The sequence below is a fragment of the Ruegeria sp. HKCCD6428 genome, assembly GCF_013110595.1.
Lineage (GTDB): Bacteria > Pseudomonadota > Alphaproteobacteria > Rhodobacterales > Rhodobacteraceae > Ruegeria.
On the sequence record NZ_WVQX01000001.1, the window covers coordinates 208,224 to 229,858 of the forward strand.

Sequence of the window (21,635 nt, forward strand, 5' to 3'; positions counted from 1 at the left end):
AACTGACTACATTGGTTTGTAAGAAAGGCCGAGAACAAGCGGTCTTGGCGTGAATGTCGACAAGGAGAGCTCAAGTGCAGGCGAAAGCGCGCAGTGTATCCGTCCGGTGGGACGAAGTGAGTGTTTGGATGCGGCTGATGTGGCTGGCTTTTGCAGGTTCACTGCTGTTGCTGGCGCAATCGGTTGCAGCGCAGGCCAAAAGTGAAAGTTTGGCACCGCTGGCTGAGGAAATCAGCCCGGCAGTAGTGAACATTACCACCAGCACTTTGATCGAAGGCCAGACTGGACCGCAAGGTATTGTTCCTGAAGGCTCTCCGTTCGAGGATTTCTTTCGCGAGTTTCAGGATCGCAACGGTGACAACGGTGACAACGCGCCGCGTAGAAGTAACGCGCTGGGATCTGGGTTCGTGATCTCGGAAGATGGCTTTATCGTCACAAACAACCATGTGATTGCCGAAGCTGATGAGATCCTTGTGGAATTCTTCCCCGGCGATGGGCAACCCAAGAAAGAGCTGGTGGCCAAGGTTATCGGAACGGATGAGAAAACCGATATCGCGCTGCTCAAGGTCGAGGCTTCGGGCCCACTGAAATACGTGAAATTCGGCGACAGCGACGTAGCGCGTGTGGGTGACTGGGTTATCGCCATGGGCAACCCGCTTGGGCAAGGCTTTTCGGTATCGGCGGGGATCGTTTCAGCCCGCAACCGAGCGCTGAGCGGAACCTATGACGATTACATTCAAACGGACGCGGCGATCAACCGTGGCAACTCGGGCGGGCCGCTGTTCAACATGGACGGCGAAGTGATCGGTGTGAACACCGCAATCCTGTCGCCCAACGGCGGTTCGATCGGCATCGGTTTCTCGATGGCGTCGAATGTTGTCGTGAAGGTCGTGGATCAACTGCGCAAATATGGCGAGACCCGCCGCGGGTGGTTGGGCGTCCGTATTCAGGACGTAACCGAGGACATGGCTGAGGCCATGGGCCTGGAAAAGCCGGGCGGGGCGCTGATCAGCGATGTACCGGATGGCCCCGCCAAGGAAGCTGGGTTGAAGGCGGGTGACGTGATCCTCAGCTTTGATGGCGTCGAGGTGGAAGACACGCGAGGTCTGGTGCGTCAGGTCGGTGAAGCAGAAGTTGGCAAGTCGGTCAGAGTGGTCGTGCACCGCGACGGCGGAACCCAGACCGTACTTGTGACACTAGGGCGTCGGGAAGATGCGGAACGCGCTGACACTGGCGAGGAGGAACCGCAGGAAGCTCCGATTGAAGAGAACGCGGATATTCTGGGCCTGACGATTTCCCCCCTGACCGATACGCTGCGTGCAGATTTGGGTCTGGATGGTGATGCAGACGGCCTTGTGATTACGGATGTCGATGAAGCATCTGAGGCGTATGCCAAGGGAATGCGGGCAGGTGATCTTATCACCGAAGCAGGCCAGCAAAAGGTGGAAACCATCGGAGATCTTGAAGCCCGTATGGAAGAATCGCGCGAAGCTGGTCGCAAATCTCTGCTGCTGTTGGTGCGCAGGGGCGGCGATCCGCGTTTTGTGGCGCTGAGCCTCGAGAACTGATTGAACAGGCCGGGAGAACTTCCCGGCCTTTTTTCTGATTGCGGGCCAGACCAGGTATCACTGATGCGCCAAAAAAATGAGCCATACGCAGTGATTGCGTATGGCTCAGATACAGGGAGAGGTCAGTGGACAGATATCGGGGATGATTCTCTGACCTCCTACGGTAACAATCTCACGTTAGGTCAAAGCGTAATCGATGGTCTGTGAACCAGATCACACCGGATCAAATAAGATCTGAATCAGCCAATTCTCGCAGGGCTTCAAAGTCCTGGATCAGCAAACCACCTCGAGAGGCTTCGACCATGTTGTCGCGTTTCCAGATCGAGATGGTTTTGGATACTGCCTCGCGTGTGGCACCGACAAATTCGGCCAGTTCGCTCTGCGACAGGGTGATGCGCGCGGTCGGGTCGTCCTGTAAACTGGACAGGTGCAGCAGCTTGCGGGCCAGCCGAATAGGCATGGGCAGAAAGACCTGCTCGTTCAATTGCAATCCCATCCATCGCATCCGCAATCCGGCCAGACGGATCATATCCACGGCCAGATCAGGCTGTTGCCTGATCTGGTTCATAACGTCGTTGCGGCGCACACGCAGTACACGCGACTTTTCGGCCGCCGCAATGGTGGCCGTACGCGGACCATTGTCGAACAACGCGATTTCACCGAAGACTTCGCCGGGGCGCATCAAGGTAAGTGTCAGTTTGCGGCCGCTCATTGCCAGAAAGGAAACCTCTAACGTGCCTTCCAAAATGGCATAGAGAGAGTCGCCCTCGTCACCTTGTTCAAAAAGTATTTCACCTTGGGACAGAGATATTTCGGTCGCCTGCGCCGAAAGCATTTCTCTGAGCCCGTCGGAAGCTTCGGCAAGGAAGCCGCTGGTGGGAAAGGCCGTCATGTATGCACCGATCTTGGGCAGGGTATGAGAGTGGGTGGTGGCACAACTTCCCATAGCTGGGCGCTCAAGCCAAGAATTTTGTTTGTTTTGGCAGGTCTGGCGGGTGTAAAGGCCGCTATTTCTGCTCGGGATCGTCCATATAGCGTTGCAGAATGCTGAACTGAAGCATCAGGAAGGCCATCAGCGCGATGGGAAAGCCGAAGGTCTCGATCTTGACCCACAGATCCGTCGACATGGTGCGCCAGACGAATTCGTTTGCGGCGGCCAGAACGGCGAAACAAGCACACAGACGGCGCGTGAGTATCATCCAGCCTTCGTGTTTCATCGGCAGCATTTCGTCCAGAACATAGGCCAGGTAGGATTTCTTTTGCATCAGACCGATGCCGAGGATCAGGGCAAACAGACCATAGACAAGTGTGGTTTTCATCTTGAAGAACCGCTCGTCGTTGAACCAGGCTGTGAGACCGCCGAAGAAAATCACCATGATGGCCGTGAAGATCTGCATCCGGCTGAGTTTGCCGGTCAAATACCATAGGATACCCATTGCCCCCAGCATCAGGGGGACAAAGATAATCGTGGCGATAATGAAGCCGGAATACTCGATGCCGCCGATCAGAAAGCTGTCGTCGCGCAGGCGCAGGTAGATGAAGAAGAAGGCCAGCGGGGGGCCAAGTTCCAGAACCTGTTTCAGAAAAGGGTTGATGTCTTTTTTGCCTGTCATCTGTACTTCCTGCTGCTTATCCGCCCATTTCAACTATTACGGCGCCAAGTGCAATCAATGCCATCAGGGCAATGCGTCTTGGGCCAACCGTTTCCTTTAGCACAAGCCAGCCGATCAGCGCAGCGAAGACTGTTGAGGTTTCGCGCAGAACGGCTGCTTCACCGACCTTGTCCAGCCGGGTGGCCAGCATGATCGCCCCGAAGGACAAAGGGGCGATGATACCGCCAGCGAGGCCGCGCAACATCAGCGGGCCAGGCGCAGGTCTGTGCGCCATCGCGCGCCACCTGAGAAATGCGTAGATCGGCATGGCCGCGCCGTCGATCATGAAGAACCAGGCCAGAAAGGTGAACGGATCGGCGGTGGCGCGAATGCCATAGGCGTCATAGGTGGTGTACAGGGCCACAAACAGGCCAGTGATGATTGCCAGTGTCAGCGCGATGCCCAGCGTATCCCTGTTGGTTTCCAGGAACCTGAAGTTGTAGGCAGCCAACCCGAATATCCCCGCCAGCAAGGTGGCCACACCCAGCCATTGAACGGCCGAGAATGTTTCGCCGAACAGAAGATAGGCACCGATGACCGTGAACAGCGGGCCCGTCCCGCGCACCACCGGATAGACGACGGTGTAAGAGCCTTTGGTATATGCCATGGCTTGCAGTGTCTTGTAGGCGATGTGGATCAGCCAGACGAGCGCGAAGATCGGCCACATATGAGGTTCGGGCCAGGGCACCACGAAAAAGGCGAAGGGGGCGGCCATGAGGCAATAGCAGGCGTCGATCGCGCCGCGGGACAGCCATGGGTCATGCCTGCCTTTTTGCAATGCACCGAAGACCGCGTGCAGGAACGCGGCCATCAAAGCCAGCGCCAATGCCAGCTGGTGTCCGGCTTCGGTGCCTTCGAGAGAGATCAGCCAGTCGCTCAAATACGCGGACCTTTTGCGGAGCGGAGAAGGTGGGGGGCTGTCTGCCCCCCAACACCCCCCGAGGATATTTGGGGCCAGATGAAGCCTGGGATCAGCCTTTGTCGAGACCGGTGAGGGCGGCGGCGAATTCTTCGGGGTCGAAAGGGGCAAGGTCGTCGATCTGTTCACCGACGCCGATCGCGTGGATGGGCAACCCGAATTTGTCTGCCAGGGCAACAAGAACACCGCCCTTGGCCGTGCCATCCAGCTTGGTCATGACCAGACCGGAAACGTCCGCCAGTTTGCGGAACGTTTCCACCTGGCTCAGCGCGTTCTGTCCGGTGGTGGCGTCGAGTACGAGCAAGGTGTTGTGCGGAGCAGTGTCATCAACCTTGCGAATGACGCGGACGATTTTGGCCAGTTCCTCCATCAGGTCGGTGCGGTTTTGCAGGCGGCCCGCCGTATCTATCATCAGCAGATCGGCGCCCTCTGCCTGTGCACGGGTCAGCGCGTCAAAGGCGAGGCTGGCGGGGTCCGAGCCTTCGGGGGCGGTCAGCACCGGAACTCCGGCGCGATCGCCCCAGACCTGCAACTGTTCCACGGCCGCAGCGCGGAAGGTATCGCCGGCGGCGATGACGACCTTTTTGCCGGCCTCTTTGAACTGGCTGGCCAGTTTTCCAATTGTCGTGGTCTTGCCCGAGCCGTTGACGCCGACGACCAGCACCACTTGTGGCCGTTTGGGATAGATCGGCAGAGGCTTGGCCACAGGCTCCATCACGCGGGCGATTTCTTGTGCCAGGAGTTGCTTGATCTCTGTGGTCGACAGTTTGCGGCCAAAGCGGCCCTCGGCCATGTTCGACGTGACACGCAAGGCCGTGTCGACGCCCATGTCCGAGGCGATCAGCAGCTCTTCGAGCTGCTCCAGCATGTCATCGTCCAGGGTGCGGCGCATTTCCGTGACGGCGCCTCGATTGAACAGGCGGTTCAGGATACCCTTGGATTCCGGTATTTCCGGCGGTGGAGCGACAGGCGTCGGGTCAGCCGGGATCGGTGCTGGCGGTTCAACCGGTTGCGGGGCCGGGGCAGGCTCGGGCACTTCCGGAACGGGTTGCGGATCGGGCTGCGGCTGAGGGATCACCGGATCCGGAGCCGCCGTTTCCTCGCCGCCATCCTCGACGATGGCTTCCAGCCCTTCTTCAAGACGAGATGAAGATTTGAACAGCTTGTCCTTTAGCTTTGAAAAAAACGCCATACTTGGTCTCCACAGGTGTTCCCTTCACCTAATGCGGATTTGCGGCAGTTGCAAAGGGTCACGCAAACGCAAGGACAAAGCCAAGCTGAGCACCCCAGTAAAGGGGCCATACAAGATAGGGCGTCACCTTGAGGGCCGGATGGTGCGGCGGCAGCAGGAACTTCTCGGTTGCGAGGATCAGATCTGACGCGATGAAGGCCATTGCGGCGGGAAAGGCCCACCGAAGGGGACCGGCATCCGGCAGTGCCAGCACCGTGATCCCCATGCCAAGAATGATGGGGATATAGGCCAGAACGGGCCCCTTCAGGTCTCCGGCGCGGGGCGCAAGCAATGTGGCCATGATGATGCCCAGAATGATCAAGGACCATACAATCGCAGGCGCGCTGAGGATCAGCCCAGCAGAACTGATCGGCAATGTCAGGAACAGAGCGATATAGGCCAGATGCCCGGCGGCAAATGCGGCGATGCCCGTCATGAAGGTGGCATCTGTTTCGCGCGACAGCAGCGCGTCGCCTGTCGCACAAAGAGCGAGCGCAAGAACCAACAGCCAAGGCCCACCGTTCATGATGGCCGTGACCGCCAATAGGGCGACCGATGCGGTTTTCAGTACAGTGCGCAAAGAACCGGCGGGCCGGGAGGTCAGCGGCAGGTACCCAAGGGCACAGCCAAAGGCGATCCAGAACAGTAGGGTTGGCATGTCATCTCCTCGCCGGTTCAGAATAATCTGATCTGGGACGTGGCTTGAAATCAACCGCTTACGTTGAGTTAAGCACCTTGTGATGACCCCGATCCAACAGGCGAATGGCATGACCGAAGCGCTTCTGACAAAATGGAAACATGTTCAGGTTCCTGATGATTCTCGTGACTTTTGCCGCACATTCCGTGGCGGCACAAACGCCTTTGTCTGGCTCGGAGTTCGACAAGTATACGCAGGGCAAAACTCTGTTTTACGGGTTCGAAGGTCAGATTTACGGGGTGGAGCGGTATCTTCCGAACCGTCGTGTGATCTGGTCTTTTCTCGACGGGAATTGCAAGGAAGGTATCTGGTATCAGCAGGGTGAGCAGATCTGCTTTGTCTACGAAGACAGGTTGGATCCGCAATGCTGGGTTTTCACTCAATCCGGTGGTGGTTTGATTGCGCAGTTCGAAGGCAATCCGCAAGCGACCGAACTGTATGAGGCCGAGGATCTTGGGGAAGAAATGGTTTGTTACGGGCCGGACGTTGGCGTTTGATCAGTTTGCGCGCAGCTCATCATAATTGATCATGACATGGGTTTGGTAAGCTGTTCTGTCCGTCAACCCTTCATAATAGCGGCGCAAGCTGGGCAGTGATGCGCGCGAAACATCGATGTCATAGTAGCGATAGAGTATGTGTCCCAACTGGATATCGGCCAACGTCAGGCAGGAACCGCACAGGAAAGCGTTTTCAGAAAGTTGCGCATCGGCGATTGTCACGGCCCCAGATGGTCAACATGGCTTAGAACAGTGATCCCTGATCCGGGGTGTCCGGCCTGGGTTTCTTTGAGGGTGATTTCGCGCCCGGGCCGGTGCTGAGAACACCATCGGCGAATTCGATCTCGAGCGCCGTTTGTTTGGCGGCCTGAGCCTTGGTGGTGATCACATTCCCTTCGGCCCGGACGACCGCGTATCCGCGGTCCAAAGTGGCTTTGTAGCTCAGCGTCTCGCGCAGGCGATCCGTCGCTTCGAGTTGCTGTTTGAGGCGGTCCAGTCGCGTGGTTTGGGCCGTGTGCATTCGATCGCCGAAACGATCGAGGTTTTGCCGCTGCTGGTCGATTTCCCTTTGGATCGGTCGCAAGGACAGGCGCGATGACAGGTTGCGCAGCGATTCCTGTCGCGTCGATATCAAGCTTCGCAGGGTCGAGGGGCGCAGATGGGCAGACAGTTCCACCACTTGAAGGCGACGGTTCTGAACCCCGCGGATCAAGGCGGGCGTGAGGCGATCTGCAATCAAATCAAGGCGTTGCCTTGGAGAGTTCAACAGGCTATCCGGGCGCGGCAGGGCGCGGGACAGATCGCGCAGCCTTTGCGTTCGGCGTTGGACTGCATCCGTTGCCGCGCGGGACAGGCGTGCGCCTTGCTCGCCAGTCCAGGCAAGCAGTTCCATGCGGACGGGAACGGCCAGTTCGGCGGCCGCGGTGGGTGTTGGCGCGCGCTGGTCCGAAACGAAATCAATCAGGGTGGTGTCGGTTTCATGCCCAACGGCCGAGATCAACGGTATGTCCGACGCAGCTGCGGCGCGGGCGACGATCTCTTCATTGAAGCCCCAGAGGTCTTCGATCGATCCGCCGCCACGGGCCACGATGATCAGGTCGGGCCGGGGCAACGCGCCGCCGGGTGTCAATTGGTTGAAGCCTTCGATGGCGCGGGCAACCTCGGGCGCGCAGTTGGCCCCTTGAACCGCCACAGGCCAGATCAGCACCTTGCGCGGGAACCTGTCCCTGAGCCGATGCAGAATGTCGCGGATCACGGCGCCTGAGGGGGATGTGACCACGCCAATAACCTGCGGCAGGTATGGCAGGGTTTTTTTGCGCTCGGGCGCGAATAATCCTTCGGCCTCAAGCTGCTTCTTGCGCTTCTCCAGCAGCGCCATCAGCGCGCCCTGACCCGCGACGGAAACCTCATCGACATTCAGGTTGTATTTGGATTGCGCCCCGAAAGCCGTGAGGCGACCGGTGACGACGACCTCCAATCCTTCTTCGGGAACAACGGACAGGCCGGAAATCTGACCTTTCCACGTGGTGCAGGCTAAAACGTTCCGGTCGTCCTTGATGTCGTAATACAGATGCCCGGATCGGGCTTTGAACACGCGCCCAACCTCACCACGCACGCGGATTCGGCCGAATGAGCCTTCGAGCGTCCGTTTCACCTCACCCGAAATTTCGGACACTGTGTATTCAGGGGTGTTTTGGCCCGGAATCGGGTCATCAAGCAGGTCGGACATTTCAGCGCCTTGTTTCATATGCGCGCCCAGCTTAGAACGCCGCGCAGGCAAGGCCAAGCAGATCGGAGAGCTTTCATGAATATCCTCATTCTCGGCAGCGGAGGGCGCGAACACAGCCTGGCATGGGCAGTGCTGCAAAACCCCAAATGTGATCGCCTGATCGTTGCTCCGGGGAATGCGGGGATCGCGCAGATCGCTGACTGTGCCGCTCTGGATATTGAAAACGGCGGGGCTGTTGTCGGCTTTGCCGAAGAAAACGCGATTGATTTCGTGATCGTCGGGCCCGAGGCGCCTTTGGCGGCCGGTGTGGGTGATCGGTTGCGCGAAGCCGGAATATTGGTTTTTGGGCCCTCGGCCGAGGCGGCGAAGCTGGAAGCGTCGAAAAGCTTCACCAAGGAAATCTGCGACGCGGCCAACGCCCCCACCGCAGCTTATGCCCGGTTTACGGAAGCCGAACCCGCCAAAGCCTATATCCGCGAACAGGGCGCACCAATCGTGGTCAAGGCTGATGGTCTGGCCGCAGGCAAGGGCGTTATCGTTGCGATGGACGAAAAGACCGCACTGGACGCCATTGACGACATGTTCGGCGGTGCGTTTGGCGGTGCCGGTGCGGAAGTCGTCATTGAAGAATTCATGGATGGCGAAGAAGCCTCGCTGTTCGTTCTTTGTGATGGTGAGGACATTCTTTCTGTCGGGACGGCCCAGGATCACAAACGGGTTGGCGAGGGCGATACTGGCCTGAACACGGGCGGGATGGGCGCGTATTCTCCGGCGCCGGTGTTGAGCGAAGAGGTGGAGGCGCGCGCGATGGAAGAGATCGTGCGCCCCACCATCGCCGAGATGAAGCGCCGGGGAACGCCGTTTCAAGGCGTTCTTTATGCAGGTTTGATGATCAAGGACGGGCAGCCAAGACTGGTCGAATACAACGTCCGCTTCGGTGATCCTGAATGTCAGGTGTTGATGATGCGATTGGGCGCGCAGGCGATGGACCTGATGCACGCCGCCGCCGAAGGCAGGTTGGGTGAGATGCGGGTGAATTGGGCGGATGACCATGCCATCACGGTTGTAATGGCGGCCAATGGCTATCCGGGTGCTTACAAGAAAGGCACTGCGATCAAAGGGCTTGAAGGCCTGCCGGAAGACAGCCGGAACATGGTGTTCCACGCTGGTACAAAGAGTGTCGATGGACACGTGGTTGCATCGGGCGGGCGCGTGCTGAACGTGACCGCCCGCGGGGACACGCTGCAAGAGGCGCGCGACCGGGCCTATGAAATGGTTGAAGCTGTGGATTGGCCTGACGGGTTTTACCGGCGCGATATCGGATGGCGTGCTTTGGAAGGTTGACGGGGTTGGGGGGGTGCCTCCTCGGCCTTGCGGCCTCCCGGCGCTGCGCGCGTTCGCGGTCGAAATCGTCCACTGGACGATTTCCTTTCAACCGCTCACCCCCCAGGATTTTTTTGGCCAGACGAAGAAGCGGATCAGCAGTTCAGGGCTTGGGCAAGGCTTTTGTGGCCGTTGAACGGGCCCCGGTCGGATGTGATCCAGCCGTCGTAGTAGAAGACGCTGACGATCCGCGTCCAGTCGGCGCTGGCCACGATCAGTTCCGGGCGGTCGCCGCAGGTGCGCAGGCCTCCGGAAATGAAATCTTCACCGATCCTGTGGTTGGTCAATCCGGGCAGAGCCGCGATTTCGGTCAGGGCGTTGTCTTTGTAGCGCCAGATGCGCAGCGTTTTGGCCAAGTGAGGGCGATCGACATAGGCGATCTCGACATGTCCGTCGCCGTCCAGGTCGGCTGCTCCAATTGGGGCGAGCCAGCGGAAGCGGGTACCGATATGAGGCGTGGCCGCGATCTTGTCTCCGGCGGCGTCGTAGATCGCAAGTTGAGCCCCTGATTTGTCGTGGGATTCAACGACAATTGCTTCGCGCGCGCCGTCCAGGTTGACGTCTGCCAAACGCGGAGCGAGGTCTTCGAACACGCGATCCTGCGGCAGTCGAACAGTTACGACCATAGTGTCGGTCGTGAATTCCACCGCGCCATATTCGATCGTGTCACCCAGGACGCCATGGGCGTAGCGGGTGGTTGGTTCTGTGAAGCGGGCGTCGTTGATGGTTTCCGCCGCGTCAGCCGGTTGCAGCGTGAGCCAAAGTCCGAAAGATAGCAAAGCGCCGCGTGCCCGAGATTGCCAAAAGCGGCGGGGCAGGCGCGGCGCATTGTTGTGCATCAGATCTGCTTTTCAGGCATCTGAACGACCAGACCGTCCAGCGCATCGGTGACCTTGATCTGGCAGGTCAGGCGCGAGCGGGCCGGGTCGGGCTCATAGGCAAAGTCCAGCATGTCTTCTTCCATGTCATCCTTGGCCGGGATTTTCTCGACCCAGTCGGGGTGGACGTAGACATGGCAGGTCGAGCAGGCGCAGGCGCCGCCACAATCGGCCTCGATGCCGGGAATGTTGTTGTCACGGGCCCCTTCCATGACGGTCAGTCCGTTGGCGACCTCGACTGTGTGTTCGGTACCGCCGTGCTCGACATAGGTGATCTTTGCCATTGCGTGCGTCTTCCTTTTGCGATGTTCGATTTCTTCCTTAGTGAAGGCATTTAGGTCTTTCCAGCCTCATTTGCGACTCAGCGCGCCGTGTCTGGACTTTCTTGTCGTTTGTTCTATTTTTGTTCTTATGCTTGTTACACCCATTCGCCCTGTGGTTTCAAACCGGGATTGGCCGCGCCCGCCGTCCTGTCTGCCTTCCAGCCAACTGGATTCCCCGCCCGAGGGCGCGCGCGTGGCTGTGGCCGGGCTTGTGATCCTGCGGCAGAGGCCGGGGACGGCCAAGGGCGTGATCTTTCTGACGCTTGAAGATGAGACCGGGATCGTGAATGTGGTGGTCTGGCGCAAAATCTACGAACGGTTCCGCCGTGCGGTGATTTCGGGGCGATTGCTGAAGGTGACGGGCCGGATGCAGCGGGCGCATTCAGTGACCCATGTGATTGCGGAAGAAATCGAGGATATTTCGGGGATGCTGGATATGCTGGTTCAGGGCGCAGGGGCGGCCTGCCGTGACGGACAATAGCGAGCGGCTGTCTTGCCGCCTTGCGCACAGCAAGACCTGTGCGCCGATGAATGTCGGTAAGTTCTCGCATATCACGCTGGGTCAAAGGCGCTTTCCCGCCAATTCGGCATTGGTCGGTCGACTCTTTGATGTCGTGTTAGTACTGCGGGCATCTCTATGCGTCGGCCTGTGTCTGAACGCAGGCGCGACGGCGCGCTACTCAACATCTTCTCAGAGTCAGTTCAGATGCCCGAAGTAACACGAAATGGATCGTTCGAAAAAACCGTCCAGCTGGATGAGAGCCAGATTGCCGGTCGCCTTGGCGAACTGTTGGAGCATACGCGTTCAAAAGGATACGTGCATACCGCCAGAATGATCGAGGAAGCATTGAGTGCCCACTCTTTCGAGCGCAGACACCTTGGGAATACCCAAAAATACCTCTCGGAATTGCAGCGTCTGAAGCGAAAAGAGATGACACGCTTGGTGCGGGAAACGGATGGGAAGAAGCAAGCGGCTTTTGTCCTGACGCCCCGGATGCGCGTTGACCACAGAAATCCTGCCGCGCTGCGCAGTGGAGCTTGGAGGAACACCCCGATGCCTTTCCCGGCGGAACCCGAATTCAAGTTTCGCTAGCCGAACCTGCCGTGGCCAAGGCGGACAGGGCTGATGATCCGCATCAATCCAAACGGGTTTTCAACGCAGTCATCGTTTGAACAAGACCTCCTGCGCCTGCTTGTCACGATTGTCTCCTCGTAGCTCTGCGTGCAGAGCGCGTCCGGCCTGAACACCGGGGCGGGCGCCGACGGTCTTCAGCCAGCGCGCAAAGTGGGGTTTGTCATCCAGCACTTGCTGCTGCCCTTCCCACAGGCTGGCCCAGCCCCAGATCGACATGTCTGCAATCGAATAGAAGTCTCCGGCAACGTATTCGTTCTCGGCCAGCCGTCTGTCGAGCACCCCGTACAGACGACCGACCTCGGCCCGGTATCGATCTTTGGCATAGGGCAGGTCCTGTGGCGGGTTCAGTTGCGGGGCGTATTTCAGGAAGTGATGCGCCTGACCGGCCATCGGGCCAACACCGCCCATCTGCCACATCAGCCATTCTTCGACGGCAATCCGATCACGCTCGGTCTTGCCATAGAACTGCCCGGTCTTGCGGGCCAGATACATCAGAATTGCCCCGCTTTCAAAAACCGAGATCGGTGCACCATCCGGCCCGTCAGGGTCCACGATTGCGGGCATACGGTTGTTCGGGGCGATCTTCAGGAACTGCGGGTCGAACTGATCACCTTTTCCGATATTGACCAGATGCGTGGTGTAGGGCAGCCCCATCTCCTCCAGGGCGATGGACACTTTCCAGCCGTTTGGTGTGGGCCAGAAATACAGATCAATCGGGTCAGCCATGTGTTCTCCTGATGTTGGGGGGATCATGCGGGTTTCTGCCGGTTCGGCAAGGGCCGCTTACGAAAGCGTGACCGAACGCAAGCCGGGCTTGACCGCAAACCGCCCGAGGCGTATTGCCATCCCAAAGCTACGTGGCGATTTGTTACCGGATTGCGGGCCACGCTAAACAACACCGCTAAAAGGTCAGGATGAAAGACCCCTTTCGCTTGGCCGCGTCTGGGGTTTTTTGTTTGCCTCCGCCGGAGGCTGAAAGGGAATGAGATGAGCGAGAACTGGAACAAACGCACCCAAGCCGTCCATGGCGGTGTCCGCCGCAGTCAGTACAACGAGGTGAGCGAGGCGATTTTCCTGACGCAGGGCTTTGTGTACGAAACTGCCGAACAGGCCGAAGCCCGGTTTCTGGAATGCGGCCCTGATGAGTTCATCTATGCCCGCTATGGCAACCCGACGGTCTCGATGTTCGAACAGCGCATTGCGGCCCTTGAAGGTGGCGAGGATGCGTTTGCGACGGCTTCGGGCATGGCGGCGGTGAACGGTGCGCTGACCTCGATGCTGAAGGCCGGGGACCATGTTGTTTCAGCAAAGGCACTGTTCGGGTCCTGCCTGTACATTCTGGAAAACATCCTGACCCGTTTTGGCGTCGAGGTGACCTTTGTGGACGGCACCGATCTGGAGCAATGGAAGGCAGCGATCCGCCCGGACACCAAGGCGGTCTTCTTCGAGTCGATGTCGAACCCGACTCTTGAAGTGATCGACATCGCATCCGTGTCCAAGTTGGCCCATTCCGTCGGGGCGATTGTGGTGGTGGACAACGTGTTTTCGACGCCCGTCTTTTCGCGCGCGATGGAACAGGGCGCGGATGTGGTCGTTTATTCGGCGACCAAGCATATTGATGGGCAGGGCCGTGCGCTGGGCGGCGTCATCATCGGCACCAGGGATTTCATCCGCGGAACCGTCGAGCCGTATCTGAAGCATACCGGCGGCGCGCTCAGCCCGTTCAATGCCTGGGTCATGCTCAAAGGTCTGGAAACCATGGCGCTGCGCGTAAATGCGCAGGCCGACAGTGCACAGAGGATCGCAGAGGCGCTGGAAGGGCATCACGCGTTGGCGCGCACCCTTTACCCCGGTTTGAAGACCCACGCGCAAAATGCTCTGGTTCAATCGCAACTTGGTGGAAAAGGCGGGACCGTGTTGTCCCTGGATATCAAGGGCGGCAAGGACGCGGCTTTTGCTTTCCTCAATGCGCTGACCATTCCTGTGATCTCGAACAATCTGGGCGATGCCAAGTCGATCGCAACGCACCCGGCGACCACAACGCACCAGCGTCTGAGCGATGCGCAGAAGGACGAGTTGGGCATTACGCCGGGCCTGATCCGTTTTTCCGTTGGCCTGGAAGACGCCGGAGACCTGCTGGCAGACATCCAGCAGGCATTGGAGGCTTCGCAGAAGCAAACAGCAGCACAGTGACAAGCCTCTTACCACTAGGGGTCGTCGCGTTATCTGTGAACGCGGCGTCTTTCCGGGTGGTGTTCGCGGTTGAAGCCTGGCCTTTGTGTCTGCGAAAGGCGTATTTCGTTGCAGAATGACGGTTTTGCGCCGGTTTTTTCAATCCGGACTGCTATTGCCTGCGTATTGGGTTAAACTGGTAAATCACCTGCAGTCGTATATATTTCTACGACCAATCGAGGAACCGCAGCCGATGAACATCCACCCGCGCGACATTGATGAGACCCCGGATCAGGAAAAAGCCGCCGAGGCCCTGAAAGTTCTGCGGCAATGGGCGGAATCTGCGACGGCATCCGAGATCACCCAACTGGATCCGGCTATTGCGCGGCTGGTGCCCGGCCTGACCCGGGTGAACTATCCTTCGCTTTCGCGCGAGTACCCGGAGGGTTTCTCGGTTGACGCGGATTACCGAGCGTCGTTGCCCGACTTGCAAAACGGCCCGTCCAGCTTGATACGCGGTGCCAAGCAACAGATTCAGCATGTTGGCATCTCGAACTTTCGCCTGCCGATCCGTTTCCATCGGAAAGATGGGGAAGACCTGACGCTTGAGACATCTGTTACGGGCACCGTCAGCCTTGAGGCCGAGAAAAAGGGCATCAACATGTCCCGGATCATGCGGTCTTTTTACAAACATGCCGAGCGTACATTCAGCTTTGAAGTGATGCAGGCGGCGCTTGACGACTATATGACCGATCTGGACAGCTTTGATGCACGTATTCAGATGCGGTTTTCTTACCCCGACAAGGTCAAGAGCCTGAGATCAGGTCTGGAAGGATATCAGTATTACGACATCGCTCTGGAACTGGTGGAGTCGGGCGGTGTGCGCCAGAAGATCATGCATCTGGACTATGTCTATTCCTCGACCTGCCCGTGCTCTCTGGAGTTGAGCGAACATGCTCGTGCCATGCGGGGACAACTGGCGACACCGCATTCGCAACGATCTGTCGCGCGGATTTCCGTGGTGGTGGATTGCGATGCCGATTGTCTTTGGTTTGAAGACCTGATCGGGTTGTGCCGACGCGCGGTGCCGACCGAAACTCAGGTCATGGTCAAACGTGAAGACGAACAGGCTTTTGCCGAGTTGAACGCAGCCAATCCGATTTTTGTCGAAGATGCGGCGCGCTTGTTCTGCGCTGAATTGCTGGCAGATCATCATGTTGGTGATTTCCGGATAATAGCCAGCCATCAGGAAAGCCTGCATAGCCACGACGCTGTGTCGATTCTGACCGAAGGCCCAACCTTTGCGGCATCCAGCTTGGATCCAAGACTGTTCAACACTTTGTTTCACGTTGGGTGAATACCGCCGTGTAAGCGATTAGGATTTAATCAGAGATTACGACGGTAGGCGTTCTTTTGCCGCAATGCAGCAAAAATGCTGCATTTGCGCAGTCGTTTGTTGTATATCTATCGTGAATGCAGCAGCTGGATGCTTGCCATTTGATTGGCTGGCCGCCCCGAAAAGGATGCCGAGACGTGAGACGCCTTGGACTGCAAGACCGCGACCACCGTTCGAGAAATCGAAGAGGGCAAGGCGTTTTATCCATCACATTTGGGCTGCATCGTTATTACAGGAGAAGCATGTAATGAATCCGATTACCCAACCGCTGGAGTTTCAAGCTGCGGCAATTCGCATGGCTGGTTACGCAATGGTCAACCAGATGAAGATCATGCAGATCGTGGCCCGTTCAGCGTTCGAATTGCCGATGGCTCCTGTGCAAGCGTTGCACGTGGCTGCGGCGTCCCCGCAAAAGCCGGTGGAAAAGACGACGGTCAAGGCAAAAGCCACTGCGCCGCGTGTGCAAAAATCTGCCGTCAAAAAGACCGCAGCAGTGAAAAAAACCGTAACGAAGGTCACCGCCGGCAAACCTGAGCCCAAACCTGCGGAGTTTTCCGCGAAGCCGCGCGCCGCCGTCACGCCAAAGGCTGAACCTGCGGCGATAGCAAAGCCCGCACCAAGACCAGCACCCAAACCGGCGCCGCAGCCAAAAACAGAATCGAAACCGGCCGCAGCTGTTGCAAAAAACGCCAAACCGGCTGCGCGGAACGCGACTGCAACCACGTCTTCCTCAGGCGCTTCGGCCCCGGCAAAAAGACCTCGTACCAGACCGGCGGCTTCTGCGACCAAGGCACCTGCTGCGCGCGCCAAAGCCGCTAAGCCTATCGAAAAAACCGTTTCGACCCCAGCAAAAACCGCGCCCCTTGCGCCCAAAGCAGAACCTCAGAAGTCGGCGCCCGATGCTGCGCAGTCAAAACCTGCGGCGTCGGCAGAACAATCAAAACCGCAGGCGCGCAAAACGCGACCGCCGTCTAAACCGCCCGCAATGCCGGGGGCAGATACCAAAACAGACACGTAAACCGGGATCATCTGCTTGACACGGTCGGGCTGGCGCGCCAACGCTGCGCGTTATGATGGATCTTCGCCCGGTCGGATATGTGATTGGCTTGCTGGTCGCCATTCTAGGGGCGACCATGCTGTTTCCTATGCTCGCGGACATTATCGAAGGTCGCGGCGAATGGAATGTGTTCCTGGAAAGCGCGATAATCACAATGCTGACCGGATCCGTCCTGGCGATGAGTTGCTCGAACGGTGTGGGCGAGGGGCTGACCATCCGGCAGACCTTTTTGCTGACAACCGGTGTTTGGGTCGCGCTGCCGGTGTTTGGTGCAATCCCGTTTCTGTTCGGTGAAACCGAGCTGCGCTTTGTCGATGCCTATTTTGAGGCGATGTCAGGCCTTACGACGACCGGTTCGACCGTAATATCAGGGTTGGACACGCTGCCAAAGGGCCTTTTGTTGTGGCGCGGTATCCTGCAATGGCTGGGAGGCATCGGTATCATCGTCGTCGCGATGGTATTCCTGCCCGAATTGCGGGTTGGTGGCATGCAAATCTTCCGCTCGGAAGGATTTGAAACCATGGGGAAAATCCTGCCTCGCGCGCAGGAGATTGCGGGGCAGATTTCCCTGATCTACGTCTTCCTGACTCTTGTGTGCGTGCTGGTCTATGCCGCGTTTGGGATGAGCTTTTTTGACGCGTTAGTGCATGCTTTCACGACGGTGTCCACGGGCGGTTTTTCGAACTATGATGCCTCGTTTGGAACATTTTCAGGCCCGGCCGAATATGCTGCATCCGTCTTCATGATACTGGCGGCTCTTCCCTTTGTGCGCTATGTCCAGTTGGCCAATGGTCATACGGCGTCGTTATGGAAAGACAGTCAAATCCGGGCATTTCTGGCGACCATTCTGGTTCTGGTTGTCATCATGTCAGTCTTTCTGACCTCGGTCTTTCCGCATCATTGGGAACAGGCGTTCCGCGAGTCACTGTTCAACATCACCTCGATCATTTCGGGGACAGGATATGCCAGTGTCGATTACATGGGGTGGGGCAGCTTTCCGATCATGCTGTTTTTCCTGATCGGATTGATCGGTGGATGCGCGGGGTCGACTGCGTGTTCGATCAAGGTTTTTCGCTATCAGTTGCTGTTCGCCTCAATCAAAAGCCAGATCAAACGGATCAGGTCCCCACATGGCGTGTTCATGCCGCTCTATGATGGAAGGCCGGTCGGACGGGACGTTCTGACCTCGGTGATGAGCTTTTTCATGTTCTTCGTTTTGTCGATGGGGGTGTTGTCTTGGGCGTTGGCACTGACAGGTCTGGATTTCATCACATCCGTTTCCGGGGCCGCGACAGCGCTGGCGAACGTTGGACCGGGTCTCGGCGATCAGATCGGACCGGCGGGTAATTTTGCTGGTCTCAACGATACGGCCAAATGGCTGCTTACAACTGGAATGCTGGTCGGGCGGCTCGAGCTTTTAGCGGTATACGCGATCTTCACCGTTCAATTCTGGAGAGGCTGATGAAAAGACCCCTTGGCGCGCAAATCTCGCATATGCTCAAGGATCGTGGCGTGGATGTGATTTTCGGTATACCGGGCGTCCACAACCAGGAAATGTATCGTGGTATCGAAGAGGCCGGCATCACGCATGTTCTGGCCCGGCACGAGCAGGGGGCCGGATTCATGGCTGATGGTTACGCGCGCGCAACCGGCCGCCCCGGCGTCGCCTATGTGATCACCGGCCCCGGTTTGTGCAACATCATGACCCCGATCGGACAGGCCTACAGCGACTCGGTTCCGATGCTGATTCTGTCCTCCTGTCTGGATGAAACGCAGGCTGTCCGGGGTCAGTTGCACCAGATGAAAGATCAACGTGCTGCCGCCGGTACGGTTGCGGATTGGTCCGTACAGGCCAACTCCGCCGAAGCTGCCTATGGGCTGATAGAACGGGCGTTTGAAGAATTTGAGCTTTCGCGCCCGCGCCCCAAGCACATTCAGGTGCCCATCGCGCAGTTGCAGGCCGAGGCCGACTCCGCGCCGTTCCCCAACCAGCCCGCGCTGCGCACCAAAGCCTTGCCGCCTGACGTGTCATCGGTCGTGTCCATGTTGAACCTGGCCCGCAGGCCGCTGTTCATCCTGGGCGGCGGATGCAGGTCGAATGATTGGCGTCAGATTTTGACACAGCTGGGGGCGGCCTGTTTTACCACGTATGCCGGGCGCGGGCTGCCGGGCGCAAATTATCCGCTGGACTTCGGGTCCATGTTGCCGCGTCCCGGCAGCGCCGAGGTAATCGCGTCGGCGGATCTGGTCGTTGCGGTCGGGGCCGAGCTGGGCGAGGTCGATTTGTGGCGGCAGGATTTGGGGCACAAGGCGACCTTGATACGCGTCGACCTCGACCCCGAGGTTCTTTCGGATCGCCATCGCGCCGCCATCAAGCTGCAAGTCGACAGCCAGAGCTTTGCCCGCGCCTTGTGGCACGCAACTCAGGACATGAAACCAGCAACAGGCTGGTCGCCCGAGGAAGTCGCCGAGATGCGCGCCCGCTGGCGTGCCGAGGTGGATGCAGAGCGGCCCGGAATCGTGCCGATCGCGGATGCTTTGCGCGCTGCCATGCCGGCCGACACCATGATCTATTCGGACATGACGCAGTTTGCCTATGTCGCCAAAGAGGTATGGGACATGGCCTATCCTCATCACTGGCATCATCCGACGGGGTTTGGCACTCTTGGCTATGGGTTGCCCGCCGGTATTGGCGGGGCGGTTGCCCGGCGCGGCAAACCCACGGCGGTTATCGCCGGGGATTACGGGTTCCATTACACAATGCAGGAACTGGGCGTGGCGGTTGAGTTGGGATTGTCGCTTCCGATCATTCTATGGGACAATGGCAAACTGAAGGAAATCGAGGACAGTATGGTGCGCAGCCAGATCGCGCCCAACGCGGTCATGGCGCATAATCCCGATTTCTGCAATCTTGCCGAAGCCTTTGGTGCGCGCTCCTCGGCGCCTTCGAATGTGGCAGAGATGCAAAGTGCAGTAAGGGCCGCATTCGATGCGCCTGTGCCGACCTTGATCCACGTGACACCTGATATTCTGTAACGAAGAAGCGCCGCACTTTCATGCGGCGCTTTTTTGCTGAGGTGCTGTCTGATCAATCCCAGCAGTGAACCAGAACCGTCATGCCGGTTGCGCGCCGGTTCAACTCATTGGGTGATATCTGTATGGTTTCTTCGCTCGATTGACCGGAAACTCCGGCCTCTGCAAGAATTTCGGTCAACCGATCAACGGTGGCCGCAAGGCTGACCGAAGCGGGCAGGGTGCGCCCTTCGGACGGTGTGGGCAACAACATTCCGACGACGTTGCCGCTGTCGTTGAAGACCGGGCCGCCTGCATCACCGGGTTGGGCGTTCAGCGCCAGACGCTTGACGCCGGTCTCACCGCTCAGCCCACGAATGTCCGCGACCTGCCCGTAGGTCAGCGTGGGGCCACCCAATGCGCCCTGATAGGAAAAGCCTGACACGGCCACTTCCGACTTGATGCGCGGCTTGGCGGCACTGAACGCGGCGACGCTCATGGGGGCGAGCGTTTTTGCAGGGCGCAGGACCGCCACGCCAAGTTCAGGGTCCGTCAGGGCCAGTTGAACCTCTTGATCACCATCCAGAGTGATCCGCGTGCAGCTCTCCGCTGCCTCGGAAACCGTCAGTACTGTCCCGTTCTCATCCGCGAAGAAACCAGAGCGCGTCAGCCGAGGCTTGCGGACCTGAAGGCCCGACACCAGATCGATGCGCTGTTCTGCGGAAGCACCGGCGGCGGCATCCAGAACCGCATCCGTCGTGCTGAAGCTGGACGTCATCGCTGACAGAACTCGCAGGCGACGTGCCTCGTCTCCTTCGGGCCAGACAAGGGTGAAGCCCTTGATTTTTCCATCGGCCAATTGCGCTTGCGTAAAGGACACTTTGCCGTTGCCGCGTCCTTCAAGGGTAAACCAGTCGCGGCCCAGTTCACGAGGGCCATTCAGTGGAACGATCTCAAGCGATTGCATCACCTCGTAAAGCGCGCGGAGCGTGTTCTTGTCCCCCTCCTGGCTGATCAGCAGCGCCTTGGCGTTCAGGTCAGAGCTGCTTTTGAAATGTGCGAAGGGGGCCTCATAGCGATCAAGGCTAACAGCGCCCAGAGGCATGTCGAGCACGATCCCGGCCTTGTCGTCGGAATACCGCTCCATTCCGACAGAGATCAGCGGCGCGTTGTATTCATCCATCAGGGCCTTGCGCTGCAACGTCGTCAGAACGCCCGTGGCGTCAAACCCGTTATAGCGCTGCCAATCGCTCATCGATCGGCGGGTGCCTTGCCCGAACGCACCATCAATGGTCGAGTTGTAAAACCCCGCCGCGCGCAGAGCCGTTTGCAGATCCTTGCGTTCCTGCGCGGTCAACAGACGTTCGGACTGAAGCGCCTGCGCACGGGCTTCATCCGAATCCTGTGGTGTGGCGACTGCCGGAGCCTCTTCCGGTTGTGGCGCTTGTTCAATTGGTGCCGCGACGGCGCCACGGTTCAGAACGTTTGCCCCGATGGGCCAGAACTGTTGCCCCATCGCGCTGGAAAACGCGATGTAACTGTCGCGCGGGATCTGGCCTTCCGCCCGATAGACGCGCAGCACCTGTTCGGCGTCGGCCCGCGCATAGGGGCCGATCACGATCGCGTACCAGCCGCTGTTCAGGCGAAACCCGTTCACGTCCGGCAAAGCGCTGGCATAGGCCTGTGCCCGTTCCTGCGCTTCGCGCAGCGAGGGCCGCGCCTCGACCTGGACCCAGACGCCGGGATCTTGTTGTGCGGCTGCGGCGCGCAGGCCGACCAGAAGAAACAATAGGATTGCTGAAAATACGCGTGTCATAGTCTGCCCGTCTTATGCAGTGTTCGTGCTTTGGCGCAGAATACGCGAATTCATTTGCGAAAAGCCATGCCGCGAATGCGGGGAATTTACGGTGTGGCCCTGCAGATACAGGCTTGGCCCCAAGCCCCGTTGACGCCCCTTTGCCCCTTGCATAGGAAGGGCAAAACCGA

21 protein-coding genes and 1 riboswitch are annotated in these 21,635 nt (G+C 58.6%); of the genes, 9 read left to right on the forward strand and 12 right to left on the reverse strand.

The window, feature by feature from the left end:
• Positions 1-53: 53 nt before the first annotated feature.
• Positions 54-1,568 carry a Do family serine endopeptidase gene (locus GS620_RS01020; protein WP_152457592.1) on the forward strand — a complete coding sequence of 505 codons (1,515 nt, stop codon included), beginning with the start codon at positions 54-56 and terminating at the stop codon, positions 1,566-1,568.
• Positions 1,569-1,791: 223 nt separating this feature from the next.
• Here GS620_RS01020 and GS620_RS01025 read toward each other — a convergent pair whose 3' ends face one another.
• The 5 genes from GS620_RS01025 to GS620_RS01045 all read right to left on the reverse strand — a co-directional run bounded on the left by GS620_RS01025 (position 1,792) and on the right by GS620_RS01045 (position 6,028).
• Positions 1,792-2,460, reverse strand: coding sequence for a Crp/Fnr family transcriptional regulator (locus GS620_RS01025; RefSeq protein WP_152457593.1), 669 nt, complete (start codon positions 2,458-2,460; stop codon positions 1,792-1,794).
• Between the two features lie 115 nt (positions 2,461-2,575).
• A complete protein-coding gene (locus GS620_RS01030) occupies positions 2,576-3,181 on the reverse strand; it encodes an inner membrane-spanning protein YciB (protein ID WP_152457594.1) in 606 nt (201 codons plus the stop codon).
• A 16-nt stretch (positions 3,182-3,197) separates the two neighbouring features.
• Positions 3,198-4,100, reverse strand: a complete 903-nt coding sequence (locus GS620_RS01035; protein ID WP_171170590.1) for an EamA family transporter — start codon at positions 4,098-4,100, stop codon at positions 3,198-3,200.
• A gap of 91 nt (positions 4,101-4,191) precedes the next feature.
• Complete coding sequence (ftsY, locus tag GS620_RS01040; protein ID WP_171119565.1) at positions 4,192-5,331, reverse strand: signal recognition particle-docking protein FtsY; 1,140 nt, start codon at positions 5,329-5,331, stop codon at positions 4,192-4,194.
• 58 nt (positions 5,332-5,389) lie between these two features.
• A complete protein-coding gene (locus GS620_RS01045) occupies positions 5,390-6,028 on the reverse strand; it encodes a lysoplasmalogenase (protein ID WP_171119566.1) in 639 nt (212 codons plus the stop codon).
• Positions 6,029-6,168: 140 nt separating this feature from the next.
• Between GS620_RS01045 and GS620_RS01050 the strand changes: the two genes are divergently transcribed.
• On the forward strand, positions 6,169-6,564 hold the full coding sequence (locus GS620_RS01050; protein WP_253283775.1) for a hypothetical protein: 396 nt from the start codon (positions 6,169-6,171) through the stop codon (positions 6,562-6,564).
• Here GS620_RS01050 and GS620_RS01055 read toward each other — a convergent pair whose 3' ends face one another.
• Positions 6,565-6,786 (reverse strand): glutathione S-transferase C-terminal domain-containing protein, encoded by a 222-nt coding sequence (locus tag GS620_RS01055; RefSeq protein ID WP_171170597.1) that lies wholly within the window; start codon positions 6,784-6,786, stop codon positions 6,565-6,567. It abuts the gene before it with no gap.
• 22 nt (positions 6,787-6,808) lie between these two features.
• Complete coding sequence (gene xseA / locus GS620_RS01060) at positions 6,809-8,293, reverse strand: exodeoxyribonuclease VII large subunit (protein WP_171613643.1); 1,485 nt, start codon at positions 8,291-8,293, stop codon at positions 6,809-6,811.
• A gap of 75 nt (positions 8,294-8,368) precedes the next feature.
• On the opposite strand from xseA, the gene purD reads away from it, so the two are divergent.
• Positions 8,369-9,637: a phosphoribosylamine--glycine ligase gene (gene purD, locus GS620_RS01065; protein ID WP_171613645.1), complete on the forward strand. Its 1,269-nt coding sequence runs from the start codon at positions 8,369-8,371 to the stop codon at positions 9,635-9,637.
• A gap of 134 nt (positions 9,638-9,771) precedes the next feature.
• On the opposite strand, the gene GS620_RS01070 is transcribed toward purD, so the two are convergent.
• Positions 9,772-10,515, reverse strand: a complete 744-nt coding sequence (locus tag GS620_RS01070; RefSeq protein ID WP_171613647.1) for a VCBS repeat-containing protein — start codon at positions 10,513-10,515, stop codon at positions 9,772-9,774.
• Positions 10,515-10,838: a 2Fe-2S iron-sulfur cluster-binding protein gene (locus GS620_RS01075; protein ID WP_152457603.1), complete on the reverse strand. Its 324-nt coding sequence runs from the start codon at positions 10,836-10,838 to the stop codon at positions 10,515-10,517. Before GS620_RS01075 ends, GS620_RS01070 begins: the two co-directional genes overlap by 1 nt.
• A 127-nt stretch (positions 10,839-10,965) precedes the next feature.
• On the opposite strand from GS620_RS01075, the gene GS620_RS01080 reads away from it, so the two are divergent.
• Positions 10,966-11,358, forward strand: coding sequence for an OB-fold nucleic acid binding domain-containing protein (locus GS620_RS01080; protein ID WP_152459842.1), 393 nt, complete (start codon positions 10,966-10,968; stop codon positions 11,356-11,358).
• Between the two features lie 225 nt (positions 11,359-11,583).
• Entirely contained in the window at positions 11,584-11,970 is a 387-nt protein-coding gene (locus GS620_RS01085) for a hypothetical protein (RefSeq protein WP_171119571.1), read from the forward strand.
• Between the two features lie 69 nt (positions 11,971-12,039).
• Here the strand turns inward: GS620_RS01085 and GS620_RS01090 are convergent, their stop codons facing one another.
• Complete coding sequence (locus GS620_RS01090) at positions 12,040-12,738, reverse strand: glutathione S-transferase N-terminal domain-containing protein (protein ID WP_171613649.1); 699 nt, start codon at positions 12,736-12,738, stop codon at positions 12,040-12,042.
• A gap of 121 nt (positions 12,739-12,859) precedes the next feature.
• Positions 12,860-12,937, forward strand: a riboswitch (SAM riboswitch).
• Between the two features lie 62 nt (positions 12,938-12,999).
• Here GS620_RS01090 and metZ point away from each other — a divergent pair.
• Both metZ and folE2 read left to right on the forward strand, forming a co-directional pair.
• A complete protein-coding gene (metZ, locus tag GS620_RS01095; RefSeq protein WP_171613651.1) occupies positions 13,000-14,205 on the forward strand; it encodes an O-succinylhomoserine sulfhydrylase in 1,206 nt (401 codons plus the stop codon).
• A 232-nt stretch (positions 14,206-14,437) separates the two neighbouring features.
• Positions 14,438-15,541 (forward strand): GTP cyclohydrolase FolE2, encoded by a 1,104-nt coding sequence (gene folE2 / locus GS620_RS01100; RefSeq protein ID WP_171613653.1) that lies wholly within the window; start codon positions 14,438-14,440, stop codon positions 15,539-15,541.
• A gap of 342 nt (positions 15,542-15,883) precedes the next feature.
• Here the strand turns inward: folE2 and GS620_RS01105 are convergent, their stop codons facing one another.
• A complete protein-coding gene (locus GS620_RS01105) occupies positions 15,884-16,390 on the reverse strand; it encodes a hypothetical protein (RefSeq protein WP_171613655.1) in 507 nt (168 codons plus the stop codon).
• 260 nt (positions 16,391-16,650) lie between these two features.
• Here GS620_RS01105 and GS620_RS01110 point away from each other — a divergent pair, with 260 nt between their 5' ends.
• Both GS620_RS01110 and GS620_RS01115 read left to right on the forward strand, forming a co-directional pair.
• Positions 16,651-18,099 carry a TrkH family potassium uptake protein gene (locus GS620_RS01110; protein ID WP_152457609.1) on the forward strand — a complete coding sequence of 483 codons (1,449 nt, stop codon included), beginning with the start codon at positions 16,651-16,653 and terminating at the stop codon, positions 18,097-18,099.
• Entirely contained in the window at positions 18,099-19,673 is a 1,575-nt protein-coding gene (locus GS620_RS01115) for a 5-guanidino-2-oxopentanoate decarboxylase (RefSeq protein WP_171613657.1), read from the forward strand. Before GS620_RS01110 ends, GS620_RS01115 begins: the two co-directional genes overlap by 1 nt.
• A gap of 52 nt (positions 19,674-19,725) precedes the next feature.
• On the opposite strand, the gene GS620_RS01120 is transcribed toward GS620_RS01115, so the two are convergent.
• Complete coding sequence (locus tag GS620_RS01120; protein ID WP_171613659.1) at positions 19,726-21,465, reverse strand: serine protease; 1,740 nt, start codon at positions 21,463-21,465, stop codon at positions 19,726-19,728.
• Positions 21,466-21,635 lie beyond the last annotated feature (170 nt).

What these genes read in the sequence shown, in the direction of transcription:
- GS620_RS01020 (WP_152457592.1), top strand. Translation starts at nt 54, where the DNA reads ATGTCGACAAGGAGAGCTCAAGTGCAGGCGAAAGCGCGCAGTGTATCC.
- GS620_RS01025 (WP_152457593.1), bottom strand. Translation starts at nt 2,460, where the DNA reads ATGACGGCCTTTCCCACCAGCGGCTTCCTTGCCGAAGCTTCCGACGGG.
- GS620_RS01030 (WP_152457594.1), bottom strand. Translation starts at nt 3,181, where the DNA reads ATGACAGGCAAAAAAGACATCAACCCTTTTCTGAAACAGGTTCTGGAA.
- ftsY (WP_171119565.1), bottom strand. Translation starts at nt 5,331, where the DNA reads ATGGCGTTTTTTTCAAAGCTAAAGGACAAGCTGTTCAAATCTTCATCT.
- GS620_RS01045 (WP_171119566.1), bottom strand. Translation starts at nt 6,028, where the DNA reads ATGCCAACCCTACTGTTCTGGATCGCCTTTGGCTGTGCCCTTGGGTAC.
- GS620_RS01050 (WP_253283775.1), top strand. Translation starts at nt 6,169, where the DNA reads ATGTTCAGGTTCCTGATGATTCTCGTGACTTTTGCCGCACATTCCGTG.
- xseA (WP_171613643.1), bottom strand. Translation starts at nt 8,293, where the DNA reads ATGTCCGACCTGCTTGATGACCCGATTCCGGGCCAAAACACCCCTGAA.
- purD (WP_171613645.1), top strand. Translation starts at nt 8,369, where the DNA reads ATGAATATCCTCATTCTCGGCAGCGGAGGGCGCGAACACAGCCTGGCA.
- GS620_RS01070 (WP_171613647.1), bottom strand. Translation starts at nt 10,515, where the DNA reads ATGCACAACAATGCGCCGCGCCTGCCCCGCCGCTTTTGGCAATCTCGG.
- GS620_RS01075 (WP_152457603.1), bottom strand. Translation starts at nt 10,838, where the DNA reads ATGGCAAAGATCACCTATGTCGAGCACGGCGGTACCGAACACACAGTC.
- GS620_RS01080 (WP_152459842.1), top strand. Translation starts at nt 10,966, where the DNA reads ATGCTTGTTACACCCATTCGCCCTGTGGTTTCAAACCGGGATTGGCCG.
- GS620_RS01085 (WP_171119571.1), top strand. Translation starts at nt 11,584, where the DNA reads ATGCCCGAAGTAACACGAAATGGATCGTTCGAAAAAACCGTCCAGCTG.
- GS620_RS01090 (WP_171613649.1), bottom strand. Translation starts at nt 12,738, where the DNA reads ATGGCTGACCCGATTGATCTGTATTTCTGGCCCACACCAAACGGCTGG.
- metZ (WP_171613651.1), top strand. Translation starts at nt 13,000, where the DNA reads ATGAGCGAGAACTGGAACAAACGCACCCAAGCCGTCCATGGCGGTGTC.
- folE2 (WP_171613653.1), top strand. Translation starts at nt 14,438, where the DNA reads ATGAACATCCACCCGCGCGACATTGATGAGACCCCGGATCAGGAAAAA.
- GS620_RS01110 (WP_152457609.1), top strand. Translation starts at nt 16,651, where the DNA reads ATGATGGATCTTCGCCCGGTCGGATATGTGATTGGCTTGCTGGTCGCC.
- GS620_RS01115 (WP_171613657.1), top strand. Translation starts at nt 18,099, where the DNA reads ATGAAAAGACCCCTTGGCGCGCAAATCTCGCATATGCTCAAGGATCGT.
- GS620_RS01120 (WP_171613659.1), bottom strand. Translation starts at nt 21,465, where the DNA reads ATGACACGCGTATTTTCAGCAATCCTATTGTTTCTTCTGGTCGGCCTG.